The organism is Bradyrhizobium sp. LeoB3 (genome assembly GCF_055456055.1).
Window position 1 is genome coordinate 1 of record NZ_JBVBEF010000048.1, and the last position, 22,059, is coordinate 22,059.

At 64.1% G+C, this 22,059-nt stretch carries 26 protein-coding genes; 16 read left to right on the top strand and 10 right to left on the bottom strand.

The window, feature by feature from the left end; translation table 11 throughout:
• Positions 1–136: 136 nt before the first annotated feature.
• The 4 genes from ACZXDY_RS26480 to ACZXDY_RS26495 form a co-directional block, all read right to left on the bottom strand.
• Positions 137–478, bottom strand: coding sequence for an MmcQ/YjbR family DNA-binding protein (locus ACZXDY_RS26480; protein WP_464347540.1), 342 nt, complete (start codon positions 476–478; stop codon positions 137–139).
• A 120-nt stretch (positions 479–598) separates the two neighbouring features.
• Complete coding sequence (lepB, locus tag ACZXDY_RS26485) at positions 599–1,369, bottom strand: signal peptidase I (RefSeq protein WP_028167942.1); 771 nt, start codon at positions 1,367–1,369, stop codon at positions 599–601.
• Positions 1,369–2,793 carry a metalloprotease TldD gene (tldD, locus tag ACZXDY_RS26490; RefSeq protein WP_464347541.1) on the bottom strand — a complete coding sequence of 475 codons (1,425 nt, stop codon included), beginning with the start codon at positions 2,791–2,793 and terminating at the stop codon, positions 1,369–1,371. The genes lepB and tldD overlap by 1 nt, the downstream gene beginning before the upstream one ends.
• A gap of 103 nt (positions 2,794–2,896) precedes the next feature.
• Complete coding sequence (locus ACZXDY_RS26495) at positions 2,897–3,433, bottom strand: invasion associated locus B family protein (RefSeq protein WP_464347542.1); 537 nt, start codon at positions 3,431–3,433, stop codon at positions 2,897–2,899.
• 499 nt (positions 3,434–3,932) lie between these two features.
• Between ACZXDY_RS26495 and coxB the strand changes: the two genes are divergently transcribed.
• The 8 genes from coxB to ACZXDY_RS26535 all read left to right on the top strand — a co-directional run bounded on the left by coxB (position 3,933) and on the right by ACZXDY_RS26535 (position 10,490).
• On the top strand, positions 3,933–4,772 hold the full coding sequence (gene coxB, locus ACZXDY_RS26500; RefSeq protein ID WP_464347543.1) for a cytochrome c oxidase subunit II: 840 nt from the start codon (positions 3,933–3,935) through the stop codon (positions 4,770–4,772).
• A gap of 91 nt (positions 4,773–4,863) precedes the next feature.
• Positions 4,864–6,474 carry a cytochrome c oxidase subunit I gene (ctaD, locus tag ACZXDY_RS26505; RefSeq protein WP_028167938.1) on the top strand — a complete coding sequence of 537 codons (1,611 nt, stop codon included), beginning with the start codon at positions 4,864–4,866 and terminating at the stop codon, positions 6,472–6,474.
• 69 nt (positions 6,475–6,543) lie between these two features.
• The gene (locus ACZXDY_RS26510) at positions 6,544–7,479 is read left to right on the top strand and encodes a heme o synthase (protein WP_028167937.1); all 936 of its coding nucleotides are present in this window, start codon (positions 6,544–6,546) and stop codon (positions 7,477–7,479) included.
• A gap of 18 nt (positions 7,480–7,497) precedes the next feature.
• Positions 7,498–7,662 (top strand): hypothetical protein, encoded by a 165-nt coding sequence (locus tag ACZXDY_RS26515; protein ID WP_028167936.1) that lies wholly within the window; start codon positions 7,498–7,500, stop codon positions 7,660–7,662.
• 12 nt (positions 7,663–7,674) lie between these two features.
• Positions 7,675–8,316: a cytochrome c oxidase assembly protein gene (locus tag ACZXDY_RS26520; protein WP_464347544.1), complete on the top strand. Its 642-nt coding sequence runs from the start codon at positions 7,675–7,677 to the stop codon at positions 8,314–8,316.
• Positions 8,317–8,365: 49 nt separating this feature from the next.
• Positions 8,366–9,262 (top strand): cytochrome c oxidase subunit 3, encoded by an 897-nt coding sequence (locus ACZXDY_RS26525; RefSeq protein WP_028167934.1) that lies wholly within the window; start codon positions 8,366–8,368, stop codon positions 9,260–9,262.
• 74 nt (positions 9,263–9,336) lie between these two features.
• On the top strand, positions 9,337–9,726 hold the full coding sequence (locus ACZXDY_RS26530) for a DUF983 domain-containing protein (RefSeq protein WP_130227290.1): 390 nt from the start codon (positions 9,337–9,339) through the stop codon (positions 9,724–9,726).
• Complete coding sequence (locus tag ACZXDY_RS26535) at positions 9,723–10,490, top strand: SURF1 family protein (RefSeq protein ID WP_464347545.1); 768 nt, start codon at positions 9,723–9,725, stop codon at positions 10,488–10,490. Before ACZXDY_RS26530 ends, ACZXDY_RS26535 begins: the two co-directional genes overlap by 4 nt.
• Before the next feature lie 24 nt (positions 10,491–10,514).
• Here the strand turns inward: ACZXDY_RS26535 and ACZXDY_RS26540 are convergent, their stop codons facing one another.
• Positions 10,515–11,846, bottom strand: coding sequence for a histidine kinase (locus ACZXDY_RS26540; protein WP_464347546.1), 1,332 nt, complete (start codon positions 11,844–11,846; stop codon positions 10,515–10,517).
• 82 nt (positions 11,847–11,928) lie between these two features.
• On the opposite strand from ACZXDY_RS26540, the gene ACZXDY_RS26545 reads away from it, so the two are divergent.
• The 5 genes from ACZXDY_RS26545 (at position 11,929) to ACZXDY_RS26565 (ending at position 17,334) form a co-directional block, all read left to right on the top strand.
• A complete protein-coding gene (locus ACZXDY_RS26545) occupies positions 11,929–12,573 on the top strand; it encodes a response regulator transcription factor (protein WP_028167930.1) in 645 nt (214 codons plus the stop codon).
• A 506-nt stretch (positions 12,574–13,079) separates the two neighbouring features.
• Positions 13,080–14,498 (top strand): threonine synthase, encoded by a 1,419-nt coding sequence (gene thrC / locus ACZXDY_RS26550; RefSeq protein WP_165435315.1) that lies wholly within the window; start codon positions 13,080–13,082, stop codon positions 14,496–14,498.
• Positions 14,495–15,784: a M16 family metallopeptidase gene (locus ACZXDY_RS26555; protein ID WP_464347547.1), complete on the top strand. Its 1,290-nt coding sequence runs from the start codon at positions 14,495–14,497 to the stop codon at positions 15,782–15,784. The genes thrC and ACZXDY_RS26555 overlap by 4 nt, the downstream gene beginning before the upstream one ends.
• A gap of 209 nt (positions 15,785–15,993) precedes the next feature.
• Positions 15,994–16,581 (top strand): GNAT family N-acetyltransferase, encoded by a 588-nt coding sequence (locus ACZXDY_RS26560; protein ID WP_028167927.1) that lies wholly within the window; start codon positions 15,994–15,996, stop codon positions 16,579–16,581.
• Between the two features lie 102 nt (positions 16,582–16,683).
• The gene (locus ACZXDY_RS26565; protein ID WP_464347548.1) at positions 16,684–17,334 is read left to right on the top strand and encodes a hypothetical protein; all 651 of its coding nucleotides are present in this window, start codon (positions 16,684–16,686) and stop codon (positions 17,332–17,334) included.
• A 174-nt stretch (positions 17,335–17,508) separates the two neighbouring features.
• On the opposite strand, the gene ACZXDY_RS26570 is transcribed toward ACZXDY_RS26565, so the two are convergent.
• The 5 genes from ACZXDY_RS26570 to ACZXDY_RS26590 form a co-directional block, all read right to left on the bottom strand.
• Positions 17,509–17,994, bottom strand: coding sequence for a F0F1 ATP synthase subunit B family protein (locus ACZXDY_RS26570; protein WP_028164391.1), 486 nt, complete (start codon positions 17,992–17,994; stop codon positions 17,509–17,511).
• A complete protein-coding gene (locus tag ACZXDY_RS26575; RefSeq protein ID WP_464347549.1) occupies positions 17,994–18,563 on the bottom strand; it encodes a F0F1 ATP synthase subunit B family protein in 570 nt (189 codons plus the stop codon). Before ACZXDY_RS26575 ends, ACZXDY_RS26570 begins: the two co-directional genes overlap by 1 nt.
• A 57-nt stretch (positions 18,564–18,620) precedes the next feature.
• Positions 18,621–18,851, bottom strand: a complete 231-nt coding sequence (locus ACZXDY_RS26580) for a F0F1 ATP synthase subunit C (RefSeq protein WP_027537362.1) — start codon at positions 18,849–18,851, stop codon at positions 18,621–18,623.
• 52 nt (positions 18,852–18,903) lie between these two features.
• Entirely contained in the window at positions 18,904–19,653 is a 750-nt protein-coding gene (locus ACZXDY_RS26585; protein ID WP_028164393.1) for a F0F1 ATP synthase subunit A, read from the bottom strand.
• A gap of 71 nt (positions 19,654–19,724) precedes the next feature.
• Entirely contained in the window at positions 19,725–20,096 is a 372-nt protein-coding gene (locus tag ACZXDY_RS26590; RefSeq protein WP_027581444.1) for an AtpZ/AtpI family protein, read from the bottom strand.
• A gap of 272 nt (positions 20,097–20,368) precedes the next feature.
• Here ACZXDY_RS26590 and ACZXDY_RS26595 point away from each other — a divergent pair, with 272 nt between their 5' ends.
• From ACZXDY_RS26595 to ACZXDY_RS26605, 3 genes are read left to right on the top strand one after another with little or no spacing between them, the layout of a single operon-like run.
• Complete coding sequence (locus tag ACZXDY_RS26595; protein ID WP_464347550.1) at positions 20,369–20,992, top strand: DsbA family protein; 624 nt, start codon at positions 20,369–20,371, stop codon at positions 20,990–20,992.
• A gap of 36 nt (positions 20,993–21,028) precedes the next feature.
• Positions 21,029–21,547, top strand: a complete 519-nt coding sequence (locus ACZXDY_RS26600) for a hypothetical protein (RefSeq protein WP_464347551.1) — start codon at positions 21,029–21,031, stop codon at positions 21,545–21,547.
• Positions 21,548–21,570: 23 nt separating this feature from the next.
• Positions 21,571–22,044 (top strand): secondary thiamine-phosphate synthase enzyme YjbQ, encoded by a 474-nt coding sequence (locus ACZXDY_RS26605; protein WP_464347552.1) that lies wholly within the window; start codon positions 21,571–21,573, stop codon positions 22,042–22,044.
• Positions 22,045–22,059: the final 15 nt, after the last annotated feature.

Consider the following 22,059-nt stretch of genomic DNA (forward strand, 5'->3'; position numbering starts at 1 on the left):
AAGCGAGACCCCGGCGAGTGGATGACGCAAAAGGGATTGACTGAGCAAGGCCCGTTACAGAAGGGTGGGCAAAGCGACGCGTGCCCACCACCAGCACTCTGCTCGGGATGGTGGGCACGCGTCGCTTTGCCCCACCCTACGAATTAACATCGTGCGCTTTCACCGCAGCCTTCGATGCCAGCGTGCGCCACTGGCGGCGCAACAGCGGCTCGACGATGCTGCGGCTCGCCTTCGACAGTCGGATCAGCACGATCGGATAGTCGCGATAATGATCGGTGAAGTAGAATATCTTCGGCCGCCTCTCGATGAGCATGTCACGCTCGTCCTGCGGCACGGCAGGCATGACCAGGCTGTCGCCGTCTTCCTTCAGGCGCACCAGCATCTTCTTGCGCACTTTCAATGCCGGCGTGCCGTAGGAGGTGCCGTCCTCGACCTCCGGCCACGCCAGCGCGATTTTCCTGACGTCGTCGAAGGTCATTTCTCCGTCACTCTCTCGGTCGTCATGCCCGGGCTTCTCCCGGGCATCCACGCCTCAACAGTCGGACAGCAAGAAAGTCGTGGATGGCCGGGTCAAGCCCGGCCATGACGGAAGCAGGTTTCAGTGCACCGAGGTAAAGAACCGCGCGAACCGAAAGCCTGACGGCCAGGTCCAGACCGGCTGGCTGCGCATGCCCATGTCCCATGAGCCGACCACCGCGTCGGCGCGGCCGATCAGGTTGTTGACCGGCAGCAGTCCGACGCCGCCGTCGCGCACGGAGACGCGGCTGTCGGCGGAATTGTCCCTGTTGTCGCCAAGCACGAACAGTTCTCCCGGCGGCACGGTGACCTCAGGCGTGTTGTCGAGGCGGCCATTGTCGCGCATCTTGAAGATCGCGTGGCTGACGCCGTTCGGCAGCGTCTCGATATAGCGATAGGCGGTCTCGGTGTGGCCGCGGTCGTCCTCGGCTTCGCCGATGCCGTCGGGCTTCAACGTCGCGGGATGGTCGTTGATGAAGAGCTGGCCCTGCCGCACCTGGATGCGGTCGCCGGGCAGGCCGACCACGCGCTTGACCCAGGCCTGAGAGCGGTCGCCGGGCCAGCGGAACACCACGACGTCGCCGCGCTGCGGCGGCTCGCCGAACAGCCGGCCGCTCGACTCCGGCAGCGTGATCTGGATCGGCAGCGAGGCTGTCCCGTAACCGTAAGGGTATTTCGATGCGACCAGCGCATCGCCGATCAGAAGCGTCGGCTCCATCGAGCCTGACGGCACGTAGAACGGCTCGGCGATCGCGCCCTTGGCGAGGAACACGACAGCGACGATCGCCGCGAGTTGCGCTGCTTGCGAACGCCAGCTTGTCGGCTTGCTGACCGCCACTTCGTTGTTGCTCACTAGCCGGTTCCTCCTACGGTGATCCGCTCCATGCGCAGCGTCGGCTGGCCGACCCCCACGGGCACGCCCTGGCCGTTCTTGCCGCAAGTGCCGATGCCGGTGTCGAGCGCGAGATCGTTGCCGATCATGGTGATGCGATTGAGGTCGGTCGGGCCGTTGCCGATCAGCATCGCGCCCTTCAGCGGCGCTCCCAGCTTGCCGTTCTCGATCTTGTAGGCCTCGGTGCACTGGAACACATATTTGCCCGAGGTGATGTCGACCTGACCGCCGCCGAAATTGGCGGCATAGATGCCGTTCTTCACCGAGGCGAGGATCTCCGCGGGATCGCTGTTGCCAGCCAGCATGTAGGTATTGGTCATGCGCGGCATCGGCACGTGGGCATAGCTCTGTCGCCGGCCATTGCCGGTCGGCTTCATGTTCATGAGCCGTGCGTTCTGGCGGTCCTGCATGTAGCCGACCAGGATGCCGTCCTCGATCAGCACGGTGCGGTTGGTCGGCGTACCCTCGTCGTCGATCGAGAGCGAGCCGCGGCGCGAGGCCATGGTGCCGTCGTCGACCACGGTGACGCCCTTGGCGGCGACCTGCCGGCCCATCAGGCCCGCGAAGGCCGAAGTCTTCTTGCGGTTGAAATCGCCCTCGAGCCCGTGGCCAACGGCTTCATGCAGCATCACACCGGGCCAGCCGGCGCCCAGCACCACGTCCATCTCGCCGGCCGGTGCTGGCACCGATTCCAGGTTGACCAGCGCCTCGCGCAGCGCGCCGTCGGCAGCGTCGCGCCAGGCTTTGGTCTCGATGAAACGGGCGTAACCCTCGCGGCCGCCATAACCCTTGCTGCCGCTCTCCTGCCGGTCGCCCTGACCCGCAACGACGGAAATGTTGACCCGCACCAGCGGCCGGATGTCGCGATAGCTCTCGCCGTCCGGCCGGACGATTTCCACCACCTGCCAGGTCGCAGTCAGGCTCGCCGAAACCTGCCGCACCCGCGGGTCCTTGTCGCGGATATAGGCGTCGATCTCACCGAGCAGCTTGACCTTGGCCTCGAAGCCGGGCGCATCCAGCGGGTTCTCGTCGCCGTAAAGCTTCACATTCGTGTGCGCGGGCGCCGCTGCGAAGCTGCCGGAATAGCCACCGCGCACCGCATGCACCGCATCGGCGGCGCGAATCAGCGCCGGCAGCGAGACGTCGGAGGAATGCGCGTAGCCGACCGCGTCGTCCTTCACCGCGCGCAGGCCGAACCCCTGGCTGGTGTCATAGGTCGCCTGCTTCAAGCGCCCATTGTCGAACACCAGGGCCTCGGTCTGTCCGAATTCCAGGAACAATTCGCCGTCGTCCGCCCCCTGGAGCCCGCGCGCGAGCTCGCGGCGCACGGCATCGCGGTCGAGATTGGCGCGGTCGAGCAGGGAGGTTGTGGCAGGACTGGTCATGACGACTCCGAATTCAACGCAATTACATCCCGTTCATGTTTGGCTTGGCCGGGACATCATCGTTCAAGATAGGCGCTGTTGCAGCAATTCGGGAGAGGTCGCCTCACGGCAACTTGTCATACCCCTCTGCCAGCCCGTTCAAGCTGAGCGGAAAGCCGATGCCCTCTTCGGGGGTCTCGAAGATGATGAACGTCGCGGTCTTGGCGCCCCTGAGCTGGCCGAGCAGCTTGTCGTCCATCACAACTTCGGCGACGCAGCCGTTGGGCAGGCAGCGGACGAAACCGGCGCGGCCGACGTCCTGGTTGTCGAGCTTCAACCCGAGTCCGGAGGGAAGCAGGACGCCGAGCGGCGCGACCACGCGCATCAGGCGGCTTTTCTGGTCGGCGGTCTTCAGCACGATCACGGTGAGGCCGGCATTGGAACGGTCCTCGGCGACCACGCTCTGAATCAGCGCGCATTGCTCGCTCTGGGCGCCCGGCGGGGTGTCGCAGCGGATCTGCCAATCGCCGTGGACCGAGCGCACCGCCCCCTGGGCGTGGGCCGGTTGCAGCAGGCCCAACATGAACACGAGCGCCAGCAGGCCGCCCAGCCAGTTGGCGGCACTCCAGCTACGTCCGCTGTGATGTTTCAAAGCGCCCATCCGGGTCGATCCTTTGATGGCCGGCCATGCCGGCTTGGTTTCCCCGGCCCAGGTCGGGTGCATTGCCCGGCTGCCGGCGGCACGCAAAACGACTGATACCGCAATGACGGCGCCTTGAAGGCGATTCCGAAGCAAATCTCGCGCCGCGGTGGGGACGCTTCGCGCGAATCAGGTTCCTGCGGAGCGCCCAGCCTGTGGGTACATCCAGCAATCGCCCTGTCAAGCGGCGTTGCCCGCGGAAGTGGCGCTATCGCCTGATTTATCGAGAAAATGTCACATCACGGGAATAGCCGATCGCGCATGGCCTGGGGCCCTACTACTGCATTGCGAGCGCCTGCGAATTATGGTTTGAGAGGCTAGATTTCGACGCGTTCTAACGATCTGGCCCCTGTACTTTCCGAAAGTGCGTCCGGCAGGCCGTTTGTGAGGGCGGATCGTGCTGCATCCACGCCGTGTGGCGGGGGTGCTAAGGGGATAAATCATAGGGAGCGCGAGCGGCATGAGGATGTCGATGGGCCTGATGGGCCGGCGGTTGCTGGGGGGTGCGGTAGCGGGCATGGCGCTCGCGGCCGGCGGGACGGCATTCGCCGAATTGGGGCAACCGGCGCCCTGGGAAGTCACCCTGCAGCAGGCGGGCTCCCCGGTGATGGAGAACATCGTCTGGTTTCATAACTTCCTGCTGGTGGTCATCACTGTGATCACGCTGTTCGTGCTGGCGCTGCTCGTCATGGTGGTGATGAAGTTCAACGCGCGCGCGAATCCGGTCCCCTCCAGGACCACCCACAACACGCTGATCGAGGTGGCCTGGACGCTGGTTCCGGTCCTGATCCTGGTCGGCATTGCGGTGCCGTCGTTCCGCCTCCTGTTCCTGCAGCTCGACGTGCCGAAGTCGGACCTGACCATCAAGGTCACCGGCAAGCAGTGGTATTGGTCCTACGCCTACCCGGATAACGGCAAGTTCGAGTTCGACTCGCTGCTTGCCCAGGACAAGCAGCCGCGGCTGCTCGGCGTCGACAATGAGATGGTGGTGCCGGTCAACAAGGTGATCCGGATCCAGACCACCGGCGCGGACGTTATCCACTCGTTTGCGGTGCCGGCCTTCGGCATCAAGATCGACTCGATCCCGGGCCGTCTCAACGAGACCTGGTTCAAGGCCACCAAGACCGGCATGTATTACGGCCAGTGCTCCGAGCTGTGCGGCAAGGATCATGCGTTCATGCCGATCGCGGTGCGGGTCGTGGAGGATCAGGAATTCGCGAGCTGGGTGGACGCCGCGAAGAAGAAATTTGCCAGCAGCCCGGCGAATTCATACGCCTCGATTGGTCAGGCGTCGCGGTAAGGCTGCAAGCCCGGGGGCGGGCGCGCATCGGAAGAATAAGGGCGATGGGACCGCAAAGGTCCAAAAGGGAATTGGCTTAAGGATCTAGGACATGGCAACAGGCGCAGCGACACACGATCACGCCCATGATGATCACGGCCATCCGACCGGATGGCGCCGCTATCTCTACTCCACGAACCATAAGGACATCGGCACGATGTACCTTATCTTCGCGGTCATTGCGGGCATCATCGGGGCTGCGATGTCGATCGCGATCCGCGCCGAGCTGATGTATCCGGGCGTGCAGATCTTCCACGAGTCCCATACCTACAACGTGTTCGTGACCTCGCACGGCCTGATCATGATCTTCTTCATGGTCATGCCGGCGATGATCGGCGGGTTCGGCAACTGGTTCGTGCCGCTGATGATCGGCGCGCCCGACATGGCGTTCCCGCGCATGAACAACATCTCGTTCTGGCTGCTGCCGGCCTCTTTCGCGCTGCTCCTGATCTCGACCTTCGTCGAGGGCGAGCCGGGCGCCAACGGCGTCGGCGCGGGCTGGACCATGTACGCGCCGCTGTCGACCTCGGGCCATCCGGGGCCGGCGGTCGACTTTGCGATCCTGTCGCTGCACCTCGCCGGTGCCTCCTCGATCCTGGGCGCGATCAACTTCATCACCACGATCTTCAACATGCGCGCACCGGGCATGACGCTGCACAAGATGCCGCTGTTCGTGTGGTCGATCCTGGTGACGGTGTTCCTGCTCTTGCTATCGCTGCCGGTGCTTGCCGGCGCCATCACCATGCTGCTCACCGACCGTAACTTCGGCACCGCCTTCTTCGCGCCCGATGCCGGCGGCGACCCGGTGCTGTTCCAGCACCTGTTCTGGTTCTTCGGCCATCCTGAAGTGTACATCCTGATCCTGCCGGCCTTCGGCATGATCAGCCAGATCGTCTCGACTTTCTCGCGCAAACCGGTGTTCGGCTATCTCGGCATGGCCTACGCGATGGTCGCGATCGGCGGCATCGGCTTCGTGGTGTGGGCGCACCACATGTACACGGTCGGCATGTCGTCGGCGACGCAGGCCTACTTCGTCGCCGCCACCATGGTGATCGCGGTCCCGACTGGCGTGAAGATCTTCTCCTGGATCGCCACGATGTGGGGCGGCTCGATCGAGTTCAAGGTGCCGATGATCTGGGCGATCGGCTTCATCTTCCTGTTCACGGTCGGCGGTGTCACCGGCGTCGTGCTGGCGAATGCCGGCGTCGACCGCGTGCTGCAGGACACCTACTACGTGGTGGCCCACTTCCACTACGTGCTGTCGCTGGGCGCCGTGTTCGGCATCTTCGCAGGCTGGTACTACTGGTTCCCGAAGATGTTCGGCTACATGTACAGCGAGACCATCGGCAAGCTGCACTTCTGGTTCACCTTCATCGGCGTGAACCTGGTGTTCTTCCCGCAGCACTTCCTCGGTCTGTCGGGCATGCCGCGTCGCTATGTCGACTATCCGGACGCGTTCGCCGGCTGGAACCTGGTCTCCTCGGTCGGCTCCTACATCTCCGGCTTCGGCGTGCTGATCTTCATCTACGGCGTGATCGACGCCTTCGTCCGCAAGGAGCAGGCGGCCGCCAACCCGTGGGGCGCCGGCGCCACCACGCTGGAATGGACGCTGTCCTCGCCGCCGCCCTTCCACCAGTTCGAAGTGCTGCCGCGCGTGCAGTAAAGGAAACAGTGACGCGCCCTTAGGGGGCGCGTCACGCTCTCTGCTTGATTTTAAGGGAACGAGACCATCGTGTCGGTTGTCGATCACAATGCCATCGAGTTGCCGCGGATCTCCGAGGCCGAGGTCGGCGACTACATCGCGCTTCTGAAGCCGCGGGTGATGTCGCTCGTGATCTTCACCGCGCTGGTCGGCCTGATGATCGCGCCTGGTCACGTCCATCCGGTGCTGGCCTTCACCTCGATCCTCTGCATCGCGGTCGGCGCCGGCGCCTCCGGCGCGCTGAACATGGCCTATGAAGGCGATATCGACGCGTTGATGACGCGCACTGCCAACCGGCCGATCCCACGCGGCCGCATCACAAGTGGAGAAGCCACCGCCTTCGGCCTGACGCTGGCGTTCTTCTCGGTGATGACGCTCGGCATCCTCGTCAACTGGGTCGCGGGCGCGCTGCTGGCCTTCACGATCTTCTTCTATGTCGTGATCTACACGATGTGGCTGAAGCGCTGGACTGCGCAGAACATCGTGATCGGCGGCGCCGCTGGCGCGCTGCCGCCGGTGGTGGCCTGGGCGGCGGCAACCGGCTCGTTGTCGATCGAGCCCGTGCTGTTGTTCCTGATCATCTTCTTCTGGACCCCGCCGCATTTCTGGGCCCTGGCGCTGTTCCGCAGCGACGACTACGCCCGCGCCGGCGTGCCGATGCTGCCCGTGGTCGCCGGTCCCGACGCGACCCGGCTGCAGATCCTGCTCTACACGATCGTGCTTGTCGCGATCGCGGTCGCGCCGTGGCCGCTCGGCTATTTCGATGCGGTCTATGGCGTCGCCTCGCTCCTGCTCGGGTCGGGCATGCTCGCCCTCGCGGTCGACGTCTATCGCCGCCGCGAGGGCAAGGAAGCCAATCGCGCCTGCCGCAAATTGTTTGCTTTCTCCATTTTTTATCTGTTCGCGCTGTTCGCGACCTTGCTGGTCGAGGTTGCCTTCCGCACCGTTGCATCATGGGTCGGGTAGGGAGCGCATGAACACGCAATGGATGACAAACGCGAGCAAGAAGGAATTGTCCTTACCGAGGCGCAGCTCAGGAGCCGCCGCCAGCGCTCGATCGCCATTGCGCTCGCGCTCGGTGTCCTGGTCGTGCTGTTCTTCGCGGTCACCCTGGTCAAGGGCCCGGCCGTCCTGGTGCGGCCGATCTGAGATGTGATCGAGATGGCGCAAGAAACGACCACGCCCAGGCAGTCCGGCACGAGCCAAAAGGCGTCCCGCCGCGCGCTGACGCGTGACGCGGTGGTTGCCGCGGTCTGCGGCTTCGTCGTCGTGCTGATGGTCGGCGCGTCCTATGCGGCCGTGCCCTTTTACAACTGGTTCTGCCGCGCCACCGGCTTCAACGGCACCACCCAGGTTGCGACCTCTGCGCCGGCGGAGGGTCCGCTCGCCCGCAAGATCGAGGTTCGCTTCGATGCCAATGTCGCGCCGGGCCTGCCCTGGAAGTTCGAGCCCGAGCAGAACGAGATCGAAGTCAGGATCGGCGAGGTCGTCACCGTCTTCTACACGGTGACCAACCAGTCGGCGCGGGCGACGACGGCCCAGGCGGCTTACAATGTCGCGCCGCTGGCGGTCGGGGCCTACTTCCAGAAGATCAACTGCTTCTGCTTCACCGAGCAGACCCTGGCGCCGGGCGAGAAGCGGGAGATGCCTGTCGTGTTCTATGTCGATCCGGCGCTGGTCGCCGACCGCGAGAACGACAGCCTGAAATCGATCACCCTGTCCTACACTTTCTATTCCGTGCGCGATCCGGTCCCGAAGCCAGTGGCCTCCGGCGAGCAGGACAAGCGCAAGGGCAATCTTTGAATTTCTGAGACGAATACGTGCCTGACGGCACGCGAACGGAGAGACTGCAATGGCTGAGGCGCACGTCAAGCATCACGATTACCATCTCGTCGATCCGAGCCCCTGGCCGGTGGTCGGCTCGATCTCGGCCTTCATCATGTGCTTCGGCGCCATCGGCTGGATGCATCACATGTTCACGGGCGCGCCGATCGTGTTCGGCATCGGCGTGATCGGCGTGCTCTACACCATGGCGAGCTGGTGGGGCGATGTGATCCGCGAGGCCCAGTACAAGGGCGACCACACCCGCGTGGTGCAGCTCCATCACCGCTACGGCATGATCCTGTTCATCGCCTCCGAGGTGATGTTCTTCGTCGCCTGGTTCTGGGCGTTCTTCAACGCCGCGCTGTTCCCGGCCGATCCGGTCCATGCCGCCCGCGACGCGATCTTCGGTTGCGGCGCCGGCACCGCCGCCGGCGCCTGCGCCGTGCCGGGCACCTGGCCGCCGCACGGCATCGAGACCTTCGATCCCTGGCACCTGCCGCTGCTCAACACGCTCTTGCTGCTCACCTCCGGCACCACGGTGACCTGGGCCCACCATGCGCTCTTGGAAAACGATCGCCAGGGCCTCAAATACGGCCTGATCCTCACCGTGCTGCTCGGCGCGGCCTTCACCTGCGTGCAGGCCTATGAGTACGCCCATGCGACGTTCTCGTTCGGCGGCAATGTCTACGGCTCCGTGTTCTTCATGGCGACCGGCTTCCATGGCGCCCACGTGATCATCGGCACCATCTTCCTCCTGGTCTGCCTATTCCGCGCCTATGCCGGCCATTTCACGCCGAAGCAGCACCTCGGCTTCGAGTTCGCCGCCTGGTACTGGCACTTCGTCGACGTGGTCTGGCTGTTCCTGTTCATCTGCATCTACGTGTGGGGCCGCGGCGCCGAAACCATGGCGCACGCCGCGCACTAACCCGCCGTGACGTGCTACAAGGGGCGGCCAGATGGCCGCCCTTTTGCTTTCGCGAGTAAAGATCGAACGACTTGATGCCAGCCGACACTCCCCCGACGGTCACCGAGAGCGCGCTCCGCGGCATCGCCTGCCGCTGTCCGCGCTGCGGCAAGGGCAAGCTCTATGCGGGTTTCCTCACGCTGGCTCCGCGCTGCGAGAGTTGCGGGCTGGATTATGCCTTCATCGATTCCGGCGATGGGCCAGCGATCTTCATCATCATGCTGGCCGGCGCGATCGTCGTTGCCTGTGCGCTGATTGTGGAGGTCAAGTACCAGCCGCCGTTCTGGGTGCATGCGGTGCTCTGGCTGCCGCTCATCGTCGTCGTCACGTTGCTGCCGCTGCGTTCGATGAAATCGCTTTTGATCGCACTCCAGTTCCACCACAAGGCGGCGGAGGGCCGGCTGATCAAGCGCGAGCAGAAATGACCGCAGCATCCACGCAACGGCGCGGCGCCGCTGGCTTCGGCATTTTCACGTTGATCCTGGTGGTGGTGTTCACGGGCCTCGGGATCTGGCAATTGCAGCGCCGGGTCGAGAAGCACGCGCTGATCGCGGCCCTCAACGAGCGCCTGACGGCGGCGCCCGAAGCGCTGCCGCAGCCTTCGCAATGGGCCGCGCTACGTCCGGTGAGCGAAGAATTCCGCCGCGTCACTTTCACTGCAACCTATGCGAAGCTGCCGGATGCGATGGTATTCAGTTCTGGCTCCGCGGTCCGTGACGACATTTCCGGTCCCGGCACCTGGGCGTTTCTGCCGGCGCGCCTGCCTGACGGCGAGATCGTCGTGATCAATGCCGGCTTTGCGCAGAACACGATGCAGGATCGTGCCCAACAGGATCGCGCGGTCGCGCCGCTGATCACGGGCGAACCGGTCAAGCTGAGCGGCTATCTCCGCTTTCCCGAGGGGGCCGGCTCGCTGACGCCGAAGGAAAATCCGGCAAAACGCCTATGGTTCGTCCGCAATCATCTCGCGATGGCGAGCGCGCTCGGCTGGGGCGAGGGCGGCAAGGCTGTCGCGCCCTTCTACATCGATCTCGAGTCGCCCGTGCCCGACAGCGGCATTCCCAAGCCGGGACCGCTGAAGGTCAATCTCAAGGACGACCACATGCAATACGCCATCACCTGGTTCACGCTCGCCGTGGCGGTGCTGATCGTCTTCGCATTGTGGTCTCGCGGCCAACGTCGCGCGTAGATCATGCCGCGCCGAGCGCGGCGATCAGCCAAGCGCGCTGTCGCCGACCGGCAGGAGGCAGCGCACGATGGTCCGTCCGTCTTCGCGCACCAGCTCGAGCGTGCCGCTCAGCGCGCGGGCCCGTTCCTGCATCCCGGTCAACCCGCGGCCGAAGACGGAGTCCTTGGGAAGGCCGATGCCGTCGTCCGATACCTCCACGATCAGCTCCGCCGCCTTCATCGAAGCCTCCACGGTGACCGAGCGGGCTCGGGCATGGCGTAGCACGTTGGTGATGCTCTCCTGGATCACGCGATAGACGGTCTGCGAGAGCAGACCCTCGATCGCATTCAGCCTGCCGTCGATATGCGCGACGAGCTTGAGCCCGGGCGCTTGCGCGCGCGCATATTGCAGTAAGGTCTCGATGCTTTTTTCCAGCCCCAAGTCCTGGATGTAGAGCGGCCGCAGCCGGTCGAGGATGCGGCGGTTGGCCTGCTGCAGCGCTTCGACCGATTGCAGGATGCCGTCGACGGAGGCCGCAAGTTGCAGGTTGCCATGCGGGAGAGCTTCGAGCAGCGCAACCGCCTTGGCGCGAATGCCGAACAACAGCGGTCCGAGCTCGTCGTGCAGTTCGCGCGCCATATCGCGCCGCTCGTCGTCCTGCAGCGAGACGATCCGGCGCAGCAGACCTCGATTGTCCTGGCTCAGCAAGCTCAGCGTGCGGGCAAGTTCGTTGGCTTCCTCGGCGCTTCGGCGGATCTCCGGCGGGCCCGACGGGGGGATGAGCTGCTTATAATCACCCCCGCGCATGCGGGTGAGGCCTTCGCCGAGATCCTGCAGGGGACGCAGCACGGCGCCGGAGGTGAAATAAGCGATAGCGCCGGTGAGCAGCGTCAGCGCAACCACGGAGAATGTGATCGCAACAAAGCCGATCCATTTCTCGAAAATATCGGCCGACAGGTCGGGCGAGAAAATGATCTCACCGACCTGCTTGCCTTCGATCCGGACGGGGAACGATGCGCCCACCTCCGGTATCGTGAGCAGGTCCACAAACCATCGCGGCACCCGTCCGATCGGGGTTTGCACCTCGACCCGCGGCGGCGGGTGGCTTGCACCGTCGGGTTGGAAGCGGATGGCTTCGGAGGTGCCGAGCGCCTGCGCAAAGGCATCCAGCGTCGCTTGCGGATTGGCCGAGGTCCGAAGCGCGCTGTTGAGCGCGTCGGCAACCACCCTGGCCGAACGTGCGGCCGGTGCGTTCTCGTCCGACAGTTGCTCCGGCACGAAAAGCTTCAGCGAAACCGCTCCGATCAGGAGCGCCGCCACGAACATGATACCGAGCGGAAGGAAGAACCGCGTTCGGAGCGAACATTTTTTCCACATTTGGATAATTCTAATTCGCTCCGGTGGTTTTTTCTTTTCACCGGTTCCCGGGGACCTATGTTCTGGATACAGAATGCAAGTGATGCAAGATACGCCGAAACCGGCCACAAGAATATTGATTGTCGATGACCACCCGGTCGTGTTGTCCGGGTGCCGGTCGCTGTTCGCTTCGGACAGCTCGGTGAAGATCGAGGAAGCCACCGACGCCAAGTCGGGACACCGCGCCTATGTCAGCAAGAAGCCTGATGTTACCGTCATCGACATCAACCTCCCGGATGTTTCCGGGTTCGAGTTGATGCGCCGGATCCGCAAGGAGGATCCAGAGGCCAGGATCATCATGTTCAGCATGAACGACGATCCGGCCTTCGTCGTCCGCGCGGTGGAAGCAGGCGCCCAGGGCTATGTTTCAAAGACCGACGATCCCAGGGTGTTCGTGAAAGCCGTCCGCAAGGTCGCGGCAGGGGACAATTACATATCGCCGCACCTTGCCGAAGCCGTGACCTTTTCGGGCGCCGCCATCAAGGCCAATCCGGCCTCGCTGATGTCGCCGCGCGAACTGGAAATCCTGCGGCTGCTTGGCCGGGGCGACAAGATCGGCGAGGTCGCCGCGGCGCTCAACATCTCCTACAAGACCGTCGCCAACACCACGTCGCTTCTGAAGCAGAAGCTGGGCGCCAAGAGCCATTCCGACCTGATCCGTATCGCTGTCGAAATGGCGTTGGGCTGATCCTCACCGCCTGCGGAACTGGTCGCGCCCGAAGGCGCGACCGTTCCCATCGCTTGCATTCGCTTCTGCCGGGGCAATTCGGGAACAGCAGGGCGGTGCAGGCGATTCCTAGAGCTTCTGATCCAATGTGCCGGAGCGTCGGCCGCGCCGCTGATCGCTGCTGCGCTGGCCTCAATGGCGGACATAAACGGGAAGAAACGGCAATAGTTCCGACGCGCCAGAGATCGGCGAGCGATCGAGTCTTGCCGGTCGTGCACCACGGGCCTGTAGAAAGGTGCGAGAAAGAAAGAACCGCACCGCGCCAGCGATGGACTAGCGCATCCCAGCGCGCTTGACGGCGCACCTCCGTCTAGCCTGCCGTGCTTTGCGGCAGCGCCGCACAAGAAGCGGTTTCCCCTTGGCACGAAAACCCTTTATGGTGGCGCTTCGGGTCCGCGCAGCGAGAACTCGATAAATTCCATGATATCAAGGGCTTAAGGTAAAGGCTTGAGCCTTTGGAGGGCGGTTTGACGCGGTATGTTTCGACCCGGGGAGAGGCCCCGGTTCTTGGTTTCTGTGATGTGATGCTGACCGGGCTTGCCCGCGACGGTGGCCTGTACGTGCCCGAAAGCTGGCCGGTCCTGTCGCGCGAAACCATCGCCGGCTTCTTCGGACGGCCCTATTGGGAAGTCGCGGTCGACGTCATCAGGCCGTTCGCGGGCGGCGAGATTTCCGATCCCGATCTCGGTCGCATGGCGAACGAAGCCTACGCGACGTTCCGCCATCCCGCCGTCGTGCCGCTCGACCAGATCGGCCCGAATCAATTCCTGCTGGAGCTGTTCCACGGCCCGACGCTGGCGTTCAAGGACGTCGCGATGCAGTTGATCTCGCGGCTGATGGATCACGTGCTGGCGAAACGTTCACAGCGCACCACGATCGTGGTCGCGACATCAGGCGATACCGGCGGCGCCGCGGTCGAGGCCTTTGCCAATCTCGAAAATGTCGACCTCGTCGTGTTGTTCCCGCAAGGGCGCATCTCCGAGGTGCAGCGGCGGATGATGACGACGACCGGCGCCGCCAACATCCATGCGCTGGCGATCGAAGGCACCTTCGACGATTGCCAGGCGATCGTGAAGGGGCTGTTCAACCATCACGACTTCCGCGATGCGGTGTCGCTGTCAGGCGTGAACTCGATCAACTGGGCACGGGTCGTGGCGCAGGTGGTCTACTATTTCACCTCGGCGGTCGCGCTCGGCGCGCCGGAGCGGACGGTGGACTTCACGGTGCCGACCGGGAATTTCGGCGACATCTTTGCGGGCTATGTCGCTAAGCGCATGGGCTTGCCGATCCGATCCTTGCGGATCGCGGCCAACGTCAACGACATCCTGCCGCGCACGCTGAAGACGGGCATCTACGAGGTCCGCGAGGTTCACGCCACGACCTCGCCGTCGATGGACATCCAGGTGTCCTCGAATTTCGAGCGGCTGTTGTTCGAGGCAAGCCGGCGCGACGCTGACAGTGTGCGGCGGCTGATGGATTCGCTGAAGCAGTCCGGCCGCTTCGTGTTGCCGGCTGCGATGTTGGCTGCGATCCGCGAGGAGTTCGACGCAGGCAAGGCGGACGAGACCGAGACAGCGGCCGCGATCCGGGCCGCCTGGCGCGAGGCCGGGGATCTGGTCGATCCCCACACCGCGGTGGCGCTGGCAGTTGCCGACCGCGATAGCGCCGATTCGAGGATTCCAAATATCGTGCTGTCGACCGCGCATGCGGCCAAGTTCCCCGATGCGGTCGAGGCCGCCTGCGGGGTGCGACCGCAATTGCCGGCCTGGCTCGACGGATTGATGACCAAACCCGAACACCTCAAGGTGATGAAAAGCGATCAGGCGGAAGTCGAAAAGTTCGTATTGTCGGTGAGCCGCGCCGCCAAGCAGGGAGTAACCGGATGAGCGTTGAGATCACCAAGCTGCCGTCCGGATTGACCGTGGTCACCGACACCATGCCGCATCTGGAGACGGCCGCGCTCGGCGTGTGGGCCGGCGTCGGCGGACGCGACGAGAAGCCGAACGAGCACGGGATCTCCCACCTGCTCGAACACATGGCGTTCAAGGGCACGGCGCGCCGCTCCTCCCGCGAGATCGTCGAGGAGATCGAGGCCGTGGGCGGCGATCTCAACGCCGGCACCTCGACCGAGACGACGGCCTATTACGCGCGCGTGATGAAGGCGGACGTGCCGCTGGCGCTCGACGTGCTCGCCGACATCCTCGCCAATCCCTCTTTCGTGCCGGATGAGCTCGAGCGCGAGAAGAGCGTCATCGTGCAGGAGATCGGTGCGGCGCAGGATACGCCCGACGACGTCGTGTTCGAGCACCTGAACGAGCTCTGCTACCCCGACCAGCCGATGGGCCGCTCCCTGCTCGGCACCGCCAAGACGCTGAAGGGGTTCGACCGCGACATGCTGCGCAGCTACCTCGCAACGCATTACCGCGGGCCCGATATGGTGATCTCCGCCGCCGGCGCGGTGGACCACAAGCGGATCGTCGAAGAGGCAATGCAGAAGTTCGCAAATTTCGACGCGGCGCCCGCGCCGAAGCCGCTGGCGGCGATGTTCGGCAAGGGCGGTTCCCGCGTCGTGCACCGCGACCTCGAACAGGCGCATCTGACGCTGGCGCTGGAAGGCGTGCCGCAGACCGACCTGTCGCTGTTCTCGCTGCAGGTGTTCACCAACACGCTCGGCGGCGGAATGTCGTCGCGGCTGTTCCAGGAGGTGCGGGAGAAGCGAGGACTGTGCTACTCGATCTACACCTTCCATGCCCCCTATAGCGACACCGGCTTCTTCGGCCTCTACACCGGCACCGACCCATCGGATGCGCCGGAAATGATGGAGGTGATCGTGGACGTGATGAACGAGGCCGTGGAGACTCTGACCGAGGCCGAGATCGCGCGCGCCAAGGCGCAGATGAAGGCGGGGCTGCTGATGGCGCTGGAGAGCTGTTCCTCCCGCGCCGAGCAACTGGCACGCCATGTGCTAGCCTATGGCAGGCCGCTGACGGTGGACGAACTGGTCAGCCGGATCGATTCGGTGAGTGTCGAATCGACCCGCAATGCCGCCCGTGCGCTGCTCGCGCGCAGCCGGCCGGCGGTGGTGGCGCTCGGCAGCGGTAGAGGTCTGGACACCGCGGTGTCTTTTGCGGAAGGATTAACCCAGTCGAAGGCGAAGACGCTCCTGCACTAGGGCATGATCCGGAAAAGTGGTCTCCGGTTTTCCGAAGAGATCATGCCCAAACGGAAGGGCATGATCCGGAAAAGTGGTCTCCGGTTTTCCGAAGAGATCATGCCCAAACGGAAGGGCATGATCCGGAAAAGTGGAGACCGGTTTTCCGAAAAGATCATGCCCTAAAAGATAGACCGGCAGCCCGCTAGCGGGCAGGGGAGTTCAAGGGTATGGCCCTGTTTCGTTTGCCATCCAGCGGACCGGCTGCACTGATGCCGCGCGGTCATGGCCTGCTGCTACGCGCGCCGCAAATGGCTGACTTTCCGCAATGGGCGCAGCTACGCGAATCGAGCCGCGCCTATCTCACGCCTTGGGAGCCGATCTGGCCGTCCGATGATTTGACCCGTTCCGGCTTCCGCCGCCGCCTGCGCCGCTACGCCGAGGATATCGCCGCCGACCGCTCCTATCCCTTCATCATCTTCCGCGAAGTGGACGGCGTGATGGTCGGCGGCATCACGCTCGCCAATGTCCGCCGCGGCATCGTGCAGGCCGGCACCATCGGCTATTGGGTCGGCGAGCCCTATGCGCATCGCGGCTACATGACCACGGCGCTGCGGGTGCTGTTGCCTTCGCTGTTCGGCGAGCTCAATCTGCACCGGATCGAGGCCGCCTGCATCCCCTCCAACGCGCCCTCGATCCGCGTGCTGGAGAAATGCGGCTTCACCCGCGAGGGCCTGGCGCGGCGCTATCTCTGCATCAACGGCATCTGGCAGGATCACCTGCTGTTTGGCCTGTTGCATGAGGATTTCCGGGGCTAGCCCTCGGGTTCCTGGCGCCTCGGTCGCGCCTTTGTTAGCGCCTTGGGTTCGCCGCCATTGCGCTGCTATAACGCCGCGGGAAATGGGATGGCAGGGATTCTCATGGCAAGACATCGTGTGATCAGGGCCGCGATCGCCTCTGTGGTGGCGACTGCGCTTGGTTGCGGCACCCTGGCCGCGCCGGCGGCGGCACAGTCATTGACCGATCGCTTCAAGAGCCTGTTCGGCGGCGGCAAGTCCGAGGAGCAGCCGGCTGAGAAGCCGCCGGCGCCCGCGGGGAGCCAGAGCAACGAATCGGACGTCCTCTGTCCGCCGGTGGCGATCCGTTCCGGTGCCTCGACTTACGCGGTGGGGGCGCCCGGCAAGGAACCGGTCGGCAGCGACCTCAGGTTCCAGGCGACGATCACCCGCACCGCCCGCGAATGCGCGCTCAATGGCGGCGACATCACGGCGCGGATCGGCATCCAGGGCCGGATCATCGTCGGTCCTGCCGGCGCCCCGCCGACCGTTCAGGTGCCGCTGCGCGTCGCCGTGGTGCAGGGCGGCGTCTCGGAAAAGACGATCGCGACCAAGGCCTATCAGACCACGGTGACGATGGGCGAAAGCGGCAGCGAGCCCTTTACGCTGGTGGCTGAGGATCTGACCTTTCCGGCGCCGTCAGCCGACGTTGCCGAGAACTACATCTTCTACATCGGCTTCGACCCGCAGGCCCTGAAGCCCGAGCCAAAGCCCAAGGCGGCGAGGAAGAGGTAGCGGAGGGCTGCGTTGAACGACGGCCGTAGGGTGGGCAAAGCGAAGCGTGCCCACCATCCACGTTCGGTGCAAGAAAGGTGGGCACGCTGCGCTTTGCCCACCCTACAAGACAGTCCCAAACAAAAAGCCGGCGCGATCATCTCGCGCCGGCTTTTTGATTGGCGTTGAAGCCGCTCAGTTCAGCTTGGAACGAACCTCGGCGATCCCCTTGGCGAGGAGGTCGTCGGCAATGGGGCCCTTGACCGACTGCGACAGGATGGTGGACGCCGCCGTCACCGCGGCATCCGCCGCAGCAGCACGGACATCCGCCAGAGCCTGGGCTTCGGCGAGCGCGATCTTGTTCTCGGCGGTCTTGGTCCGCCGCGCGACAAAATCTTCCATCTTCGTCTTGGTTTCAGCCGCGATGCGTTCGGCGTCCGCCTTGGCGCTCGCGACGATTTCCTCCGCCTCGCGCTCGGCAGTCGTGCGCTTGGCCTTGTATTCGGCGAGCAGCTTTGCGGCCTCTTCCTTCAGACGGCGAGCGTCATCGAGTTCGGCCTTGATGCGTTCGCTGCGGTTGTCCAGCGCCTTCAGCACCGTGCGATGGATGCCAAGATAGGCAAACACCACCATCAGGATGACGAAGGCGATCGCAACCCAGGTTTCCGGCTCGGTCAACATCAGGCTTGTCCCTTCAGCGAGGCGTCGACGGCGCTGTTCACCGCAGCGCCATCCGGCGCCGCGCCGGTCAGCCGCTGCACGATCGCGGTCGCCGCATCCGCCGCAATGCCGCGGACATTGCTCATCGCCGTCGCCCGTGTCGCCGCGATGGTTTTCTCGGCGTCGTGGAGCTTGGCCGTAAGCTTGTCCTCCAGCACCTTGCGTTCGGCTTCGGAGGCCGCGTTCAGCTTCTCGCGGGTCTCGTTGCTGATGGCCTGAGCGCGCGAGCGCGCGGCCGCCAGGTCGTTCTCATAGGCCTTCAGCGCAGCGGCGGACTCATCCTTGAGCTTCTGCGCGTCCGCCAAATCGCCCTCGATCATGTTCTGGCGCGCTTCGATCACGCCGCCGACACGCGGCAGCGCGAAGCGCGACACGATGATGTAGAGCGCGACAAAGGCGACAGCCAGCGACACCAGTTGCGAGGCGTAGGTGGACGAATCGAACGGAGGGAAAGCTCCGCCGTGGCCGCCATCGGCTTCGGTGTGGGCGCCGGCCTTCTGGCCTGATTTTTCGCCATGACTCTCAGCCATGGAGTTCTCCTGTAGCTGTCACGGACGCCGCCCGCAGGCGGCGCAAGAGTGTACCGCTCAGAGCGGAACGAACAGCAAGAGCAACGCGATCAGCAGCGAGAAGATGCCGAGCGCTTCGGTCACGGCGAAGCCGAAGATCAGGTTGCCGAACTGGCCCTGGGCGGCGGACGGATTGCGCACCGCGGCGGCAAGATAGTTGCCGAAGATGACGCCCACGCCGACGCCCGCACCGCCCATGCCGATGCACGCGATGCCCGCGCCGATAAGTTTAGCTGCTGCCGGTTCCATAGTTTGCTCCTTGGAGAGAAAGACAGATGTGGGTGGAAATTCCCCGGACCGCTCAGTGTCCCGGATGAATGGCGTCGTTGAGGTAGATGCAGGTCAGGATCGCAAACACATAGGCTTGCAGGAAAGCGACCAGCAATTCGAGGGCGGTCAATGCGACCGTGAGGGCGAGCGGCATCACGCCGCCGAGCCAACCGACGGCGCCGAGCGAGACGCCGAGCATCGCGACGAAACCCGCGAACACCTTCAGCGCGATATGGCCGGCCAGCATGTTGGCGAACAGACGCACGCTGTGCGAGACCGGCCGCAGGAAGAACGACAGGATCTCGATGAACATGACCAGCGGCAGGATGTAGATCGGCACGCCGGACGGCACGAAAATCTTGAAGAACTTCAGCCCGTTCTTGTAGACGCCGTAGATCAGGACGGTGAAGAACACCAGCAGCGCGAGCGCGGCGGTGACGATCAGGTGACTCGAAATCGTGAACGTGTAGGGGATGATGCCCACGAGGTTCGAGACGCAGATGAACATGAACAGCGAGAAGATCAGCGGGAAGAACTTCATGCCTTCCGCGCCGGCGGTGCTGCGGATGGTGCTGGCGACGAACTCGTAAGAGATTTCGGCGACCGACTGCAGGCGCCCCGGAACCAGTTGCCGGCCGCTCGCCAGCATCAGCACCGAGATCAACGCCACCGCCACGAACATGTAGAGCGTCGAATTGGTGAAGGCGATCGTGTGATTGCCGATATGGCCGATCGTGAAGAGGGGCTCGATATTGAACTGGTGGATCGGATCGATTTTCATCCGCGCGGCTCTTGGTCCTCCGGCTTATCCGCCGGCAATCGAATTACAGATGTCGAGACTTCCGCCAGAACTCAGCGCTTGCCTGAGGCCACGCCTGCAGACCTCACCACGTTGACCACGCCGGCCGTGAAGCCGAGCAGCAGGAACACAATGAGACCGAACGGCGATGTCGACAGTAGACGGTCGAATCCCCAGCCAATCGCCGCCCCGACGACAACGCCCGCGACCAATTCCGAGGAAAGGCGGAAGCCGAGCGCCATCGCCGAAGCTCTGGCCGCACCGTCTCCGCTTTCAGTTCCGGATTGATCAGTCCTGATTTTGCGGCTGTCGCGAATTTCGGACAACCGATGATCCAGACTTCCGAGCCTTGCGGAAAGCGCAGCTTCGTCGGACGACGACTGGTCGCGATTTCCACTTGCGTTGTCGTTTTTGTTTTCCGCCATGCGGCAGACACTAAACGATGCTGCGGTTGATGGAAATTGCGCCGCCACCCTCAAAAGCCGCGCGGACCATACTTACCGTGTCCGATCAAGTCAAGATTGCGTAACAACCAGTTAGCGCATTGATTCGATTGCACTTCTTTGGAGATATTCCAGATGTCTGCGACCTGTCATCGCAACGCAACAGCCGACATTCAGGCCGCGGCGGTCTTGCACCGGTCGGGGCGCTCTGTTGGGATGGGCGCATCGTCGCACCAATCCCGCTCGGAGCCGCCATGTCGCGCCAGGTCGACTACTACTTCTCGTTTCAATCTCCCTGGGCCTATATCGGCGACCGGCCGTTCCGCGATCTCGTCACTGGCTTTGATCTCAAGGTGAACTACAAGCCTGTGGTGCTGGTCGACCTGTTCTCGGAGACCGGAGGCTTGCCGCTGCTCAAGCGCCATCCGGTGCGGCAACGTTATCGGATAGTGGAATTGCAGCGCTGGCGGGACCGGCGCGGATTGCAGTTTCATCTGAGGCCCGCGCACTGGCCGTTCAATGCCCGCCTTGCCGACGGCGCGGTTATCGCTGCGATTGAGCTGGCGCTCGATCCCGATGCTTTCCTGAAGCGCGGTTTTGTCGCGGTCTGGGAGGATCAGCTCGATCTCGCCGATCCTGCGACGGTGGCGCGCCTCGCCGACGAAGCGGGCCTGCCCGGCAGCAAGCTGGTGGAACGTTCCGCCTCGGAGGCGATCAGCGCCACCTATGAGCAGAACCGTCAGGATGCGATAACGGCCGATGTATTCGGCTCGCCCGCCTATGTGCTCGACGGCGAGGTGTTTTGGGGGCAGGACCGGTTGGATTTGCTCGCCGATGCATTGAAGTCGGGCAGGCCGCCCTATACGTCGGATATATAGGGGCGCGGCATTCTTTTCTGAGTCGGGAGCACGCCGATGCGCCACGCGACGTCTTCATCAAAAGTCCCCGCCGTCCTCGCGGTCGTAGTGTTGAGCCTGAGCGGCACAGCCTTTGCTCAATCCCGGCCGGATACCGAGAACGGCCGCTACGCGTTGTCGACCACCACCGATGGCGTGCTGCGGCTCGACACGCGGACCGGCACGGTCTCAACCTGCAACAATAATTCGGGTACGGGCTGGGCCTGCTATGCCGTGCCCGACGAGCGCGCCGCGATGGACGCGGAAATCGGCCGGCTGCAGGCCGAGAACGAGACGCTCAAGGCCGAGCTCGCGCAGCGCGATCAGGCCGCCACCGGCAAGACCGACGAGGCGCTGCCGAAATCGGACTCGCTGAAGAAAAGCGAACCGAAGGTCGCCGAGGGCGGGCGCAGGATCGAAATCCCGTTGCCGAGCGATCAGGATATGGATCGCGTGATGTCCTTCCTCGAACGCGCCTGGCGCCGCCTGGTCGAGATGGCCAACCGCGTGCAGCGCGACACGTCAGGGAAGATTTAGTTTGTTTGCAAGGTAGGTCCTTCATGACCTCGACCCGATCACTCTCGCGCAGCGCTCCATCAACCGTCAGTGCCACCACCGTCGTGTCATCGCTACTGACCGTACACACGTCGGGCGTCGGCTTCACCAACCTCACCTCGGAAGTCGCAAAATTCCTGCGCGAGGCGCGCGGGGCGGAGGGGCAAGTGACGCTGTTCATCCGCCACACCTCGGCATCGCTCACCATCCAGGAGAATGCCGATCCGACCGTGCTCGAGGATCTCCTCACCGTGCTGCGCCGCCTGGCGCCGGAGAATGGCGGATGGCGCCATGACACCGAAGGTCCTGACGACATGCCGGCGCATATCAAGACCATGCTGACGTCGACCTCGCTCCAGGTTCCGGTGCTGGATGGCGAGCTCGCGCTCGGCACCTGGCAGGCGATCTACCTGATCGAGCATCGCACGAGGCCGCATCAGCGCGAGGTCGTGCTGCAGTTCGTCGGCGGCATCAAATAAAACAAATCGGCCGCG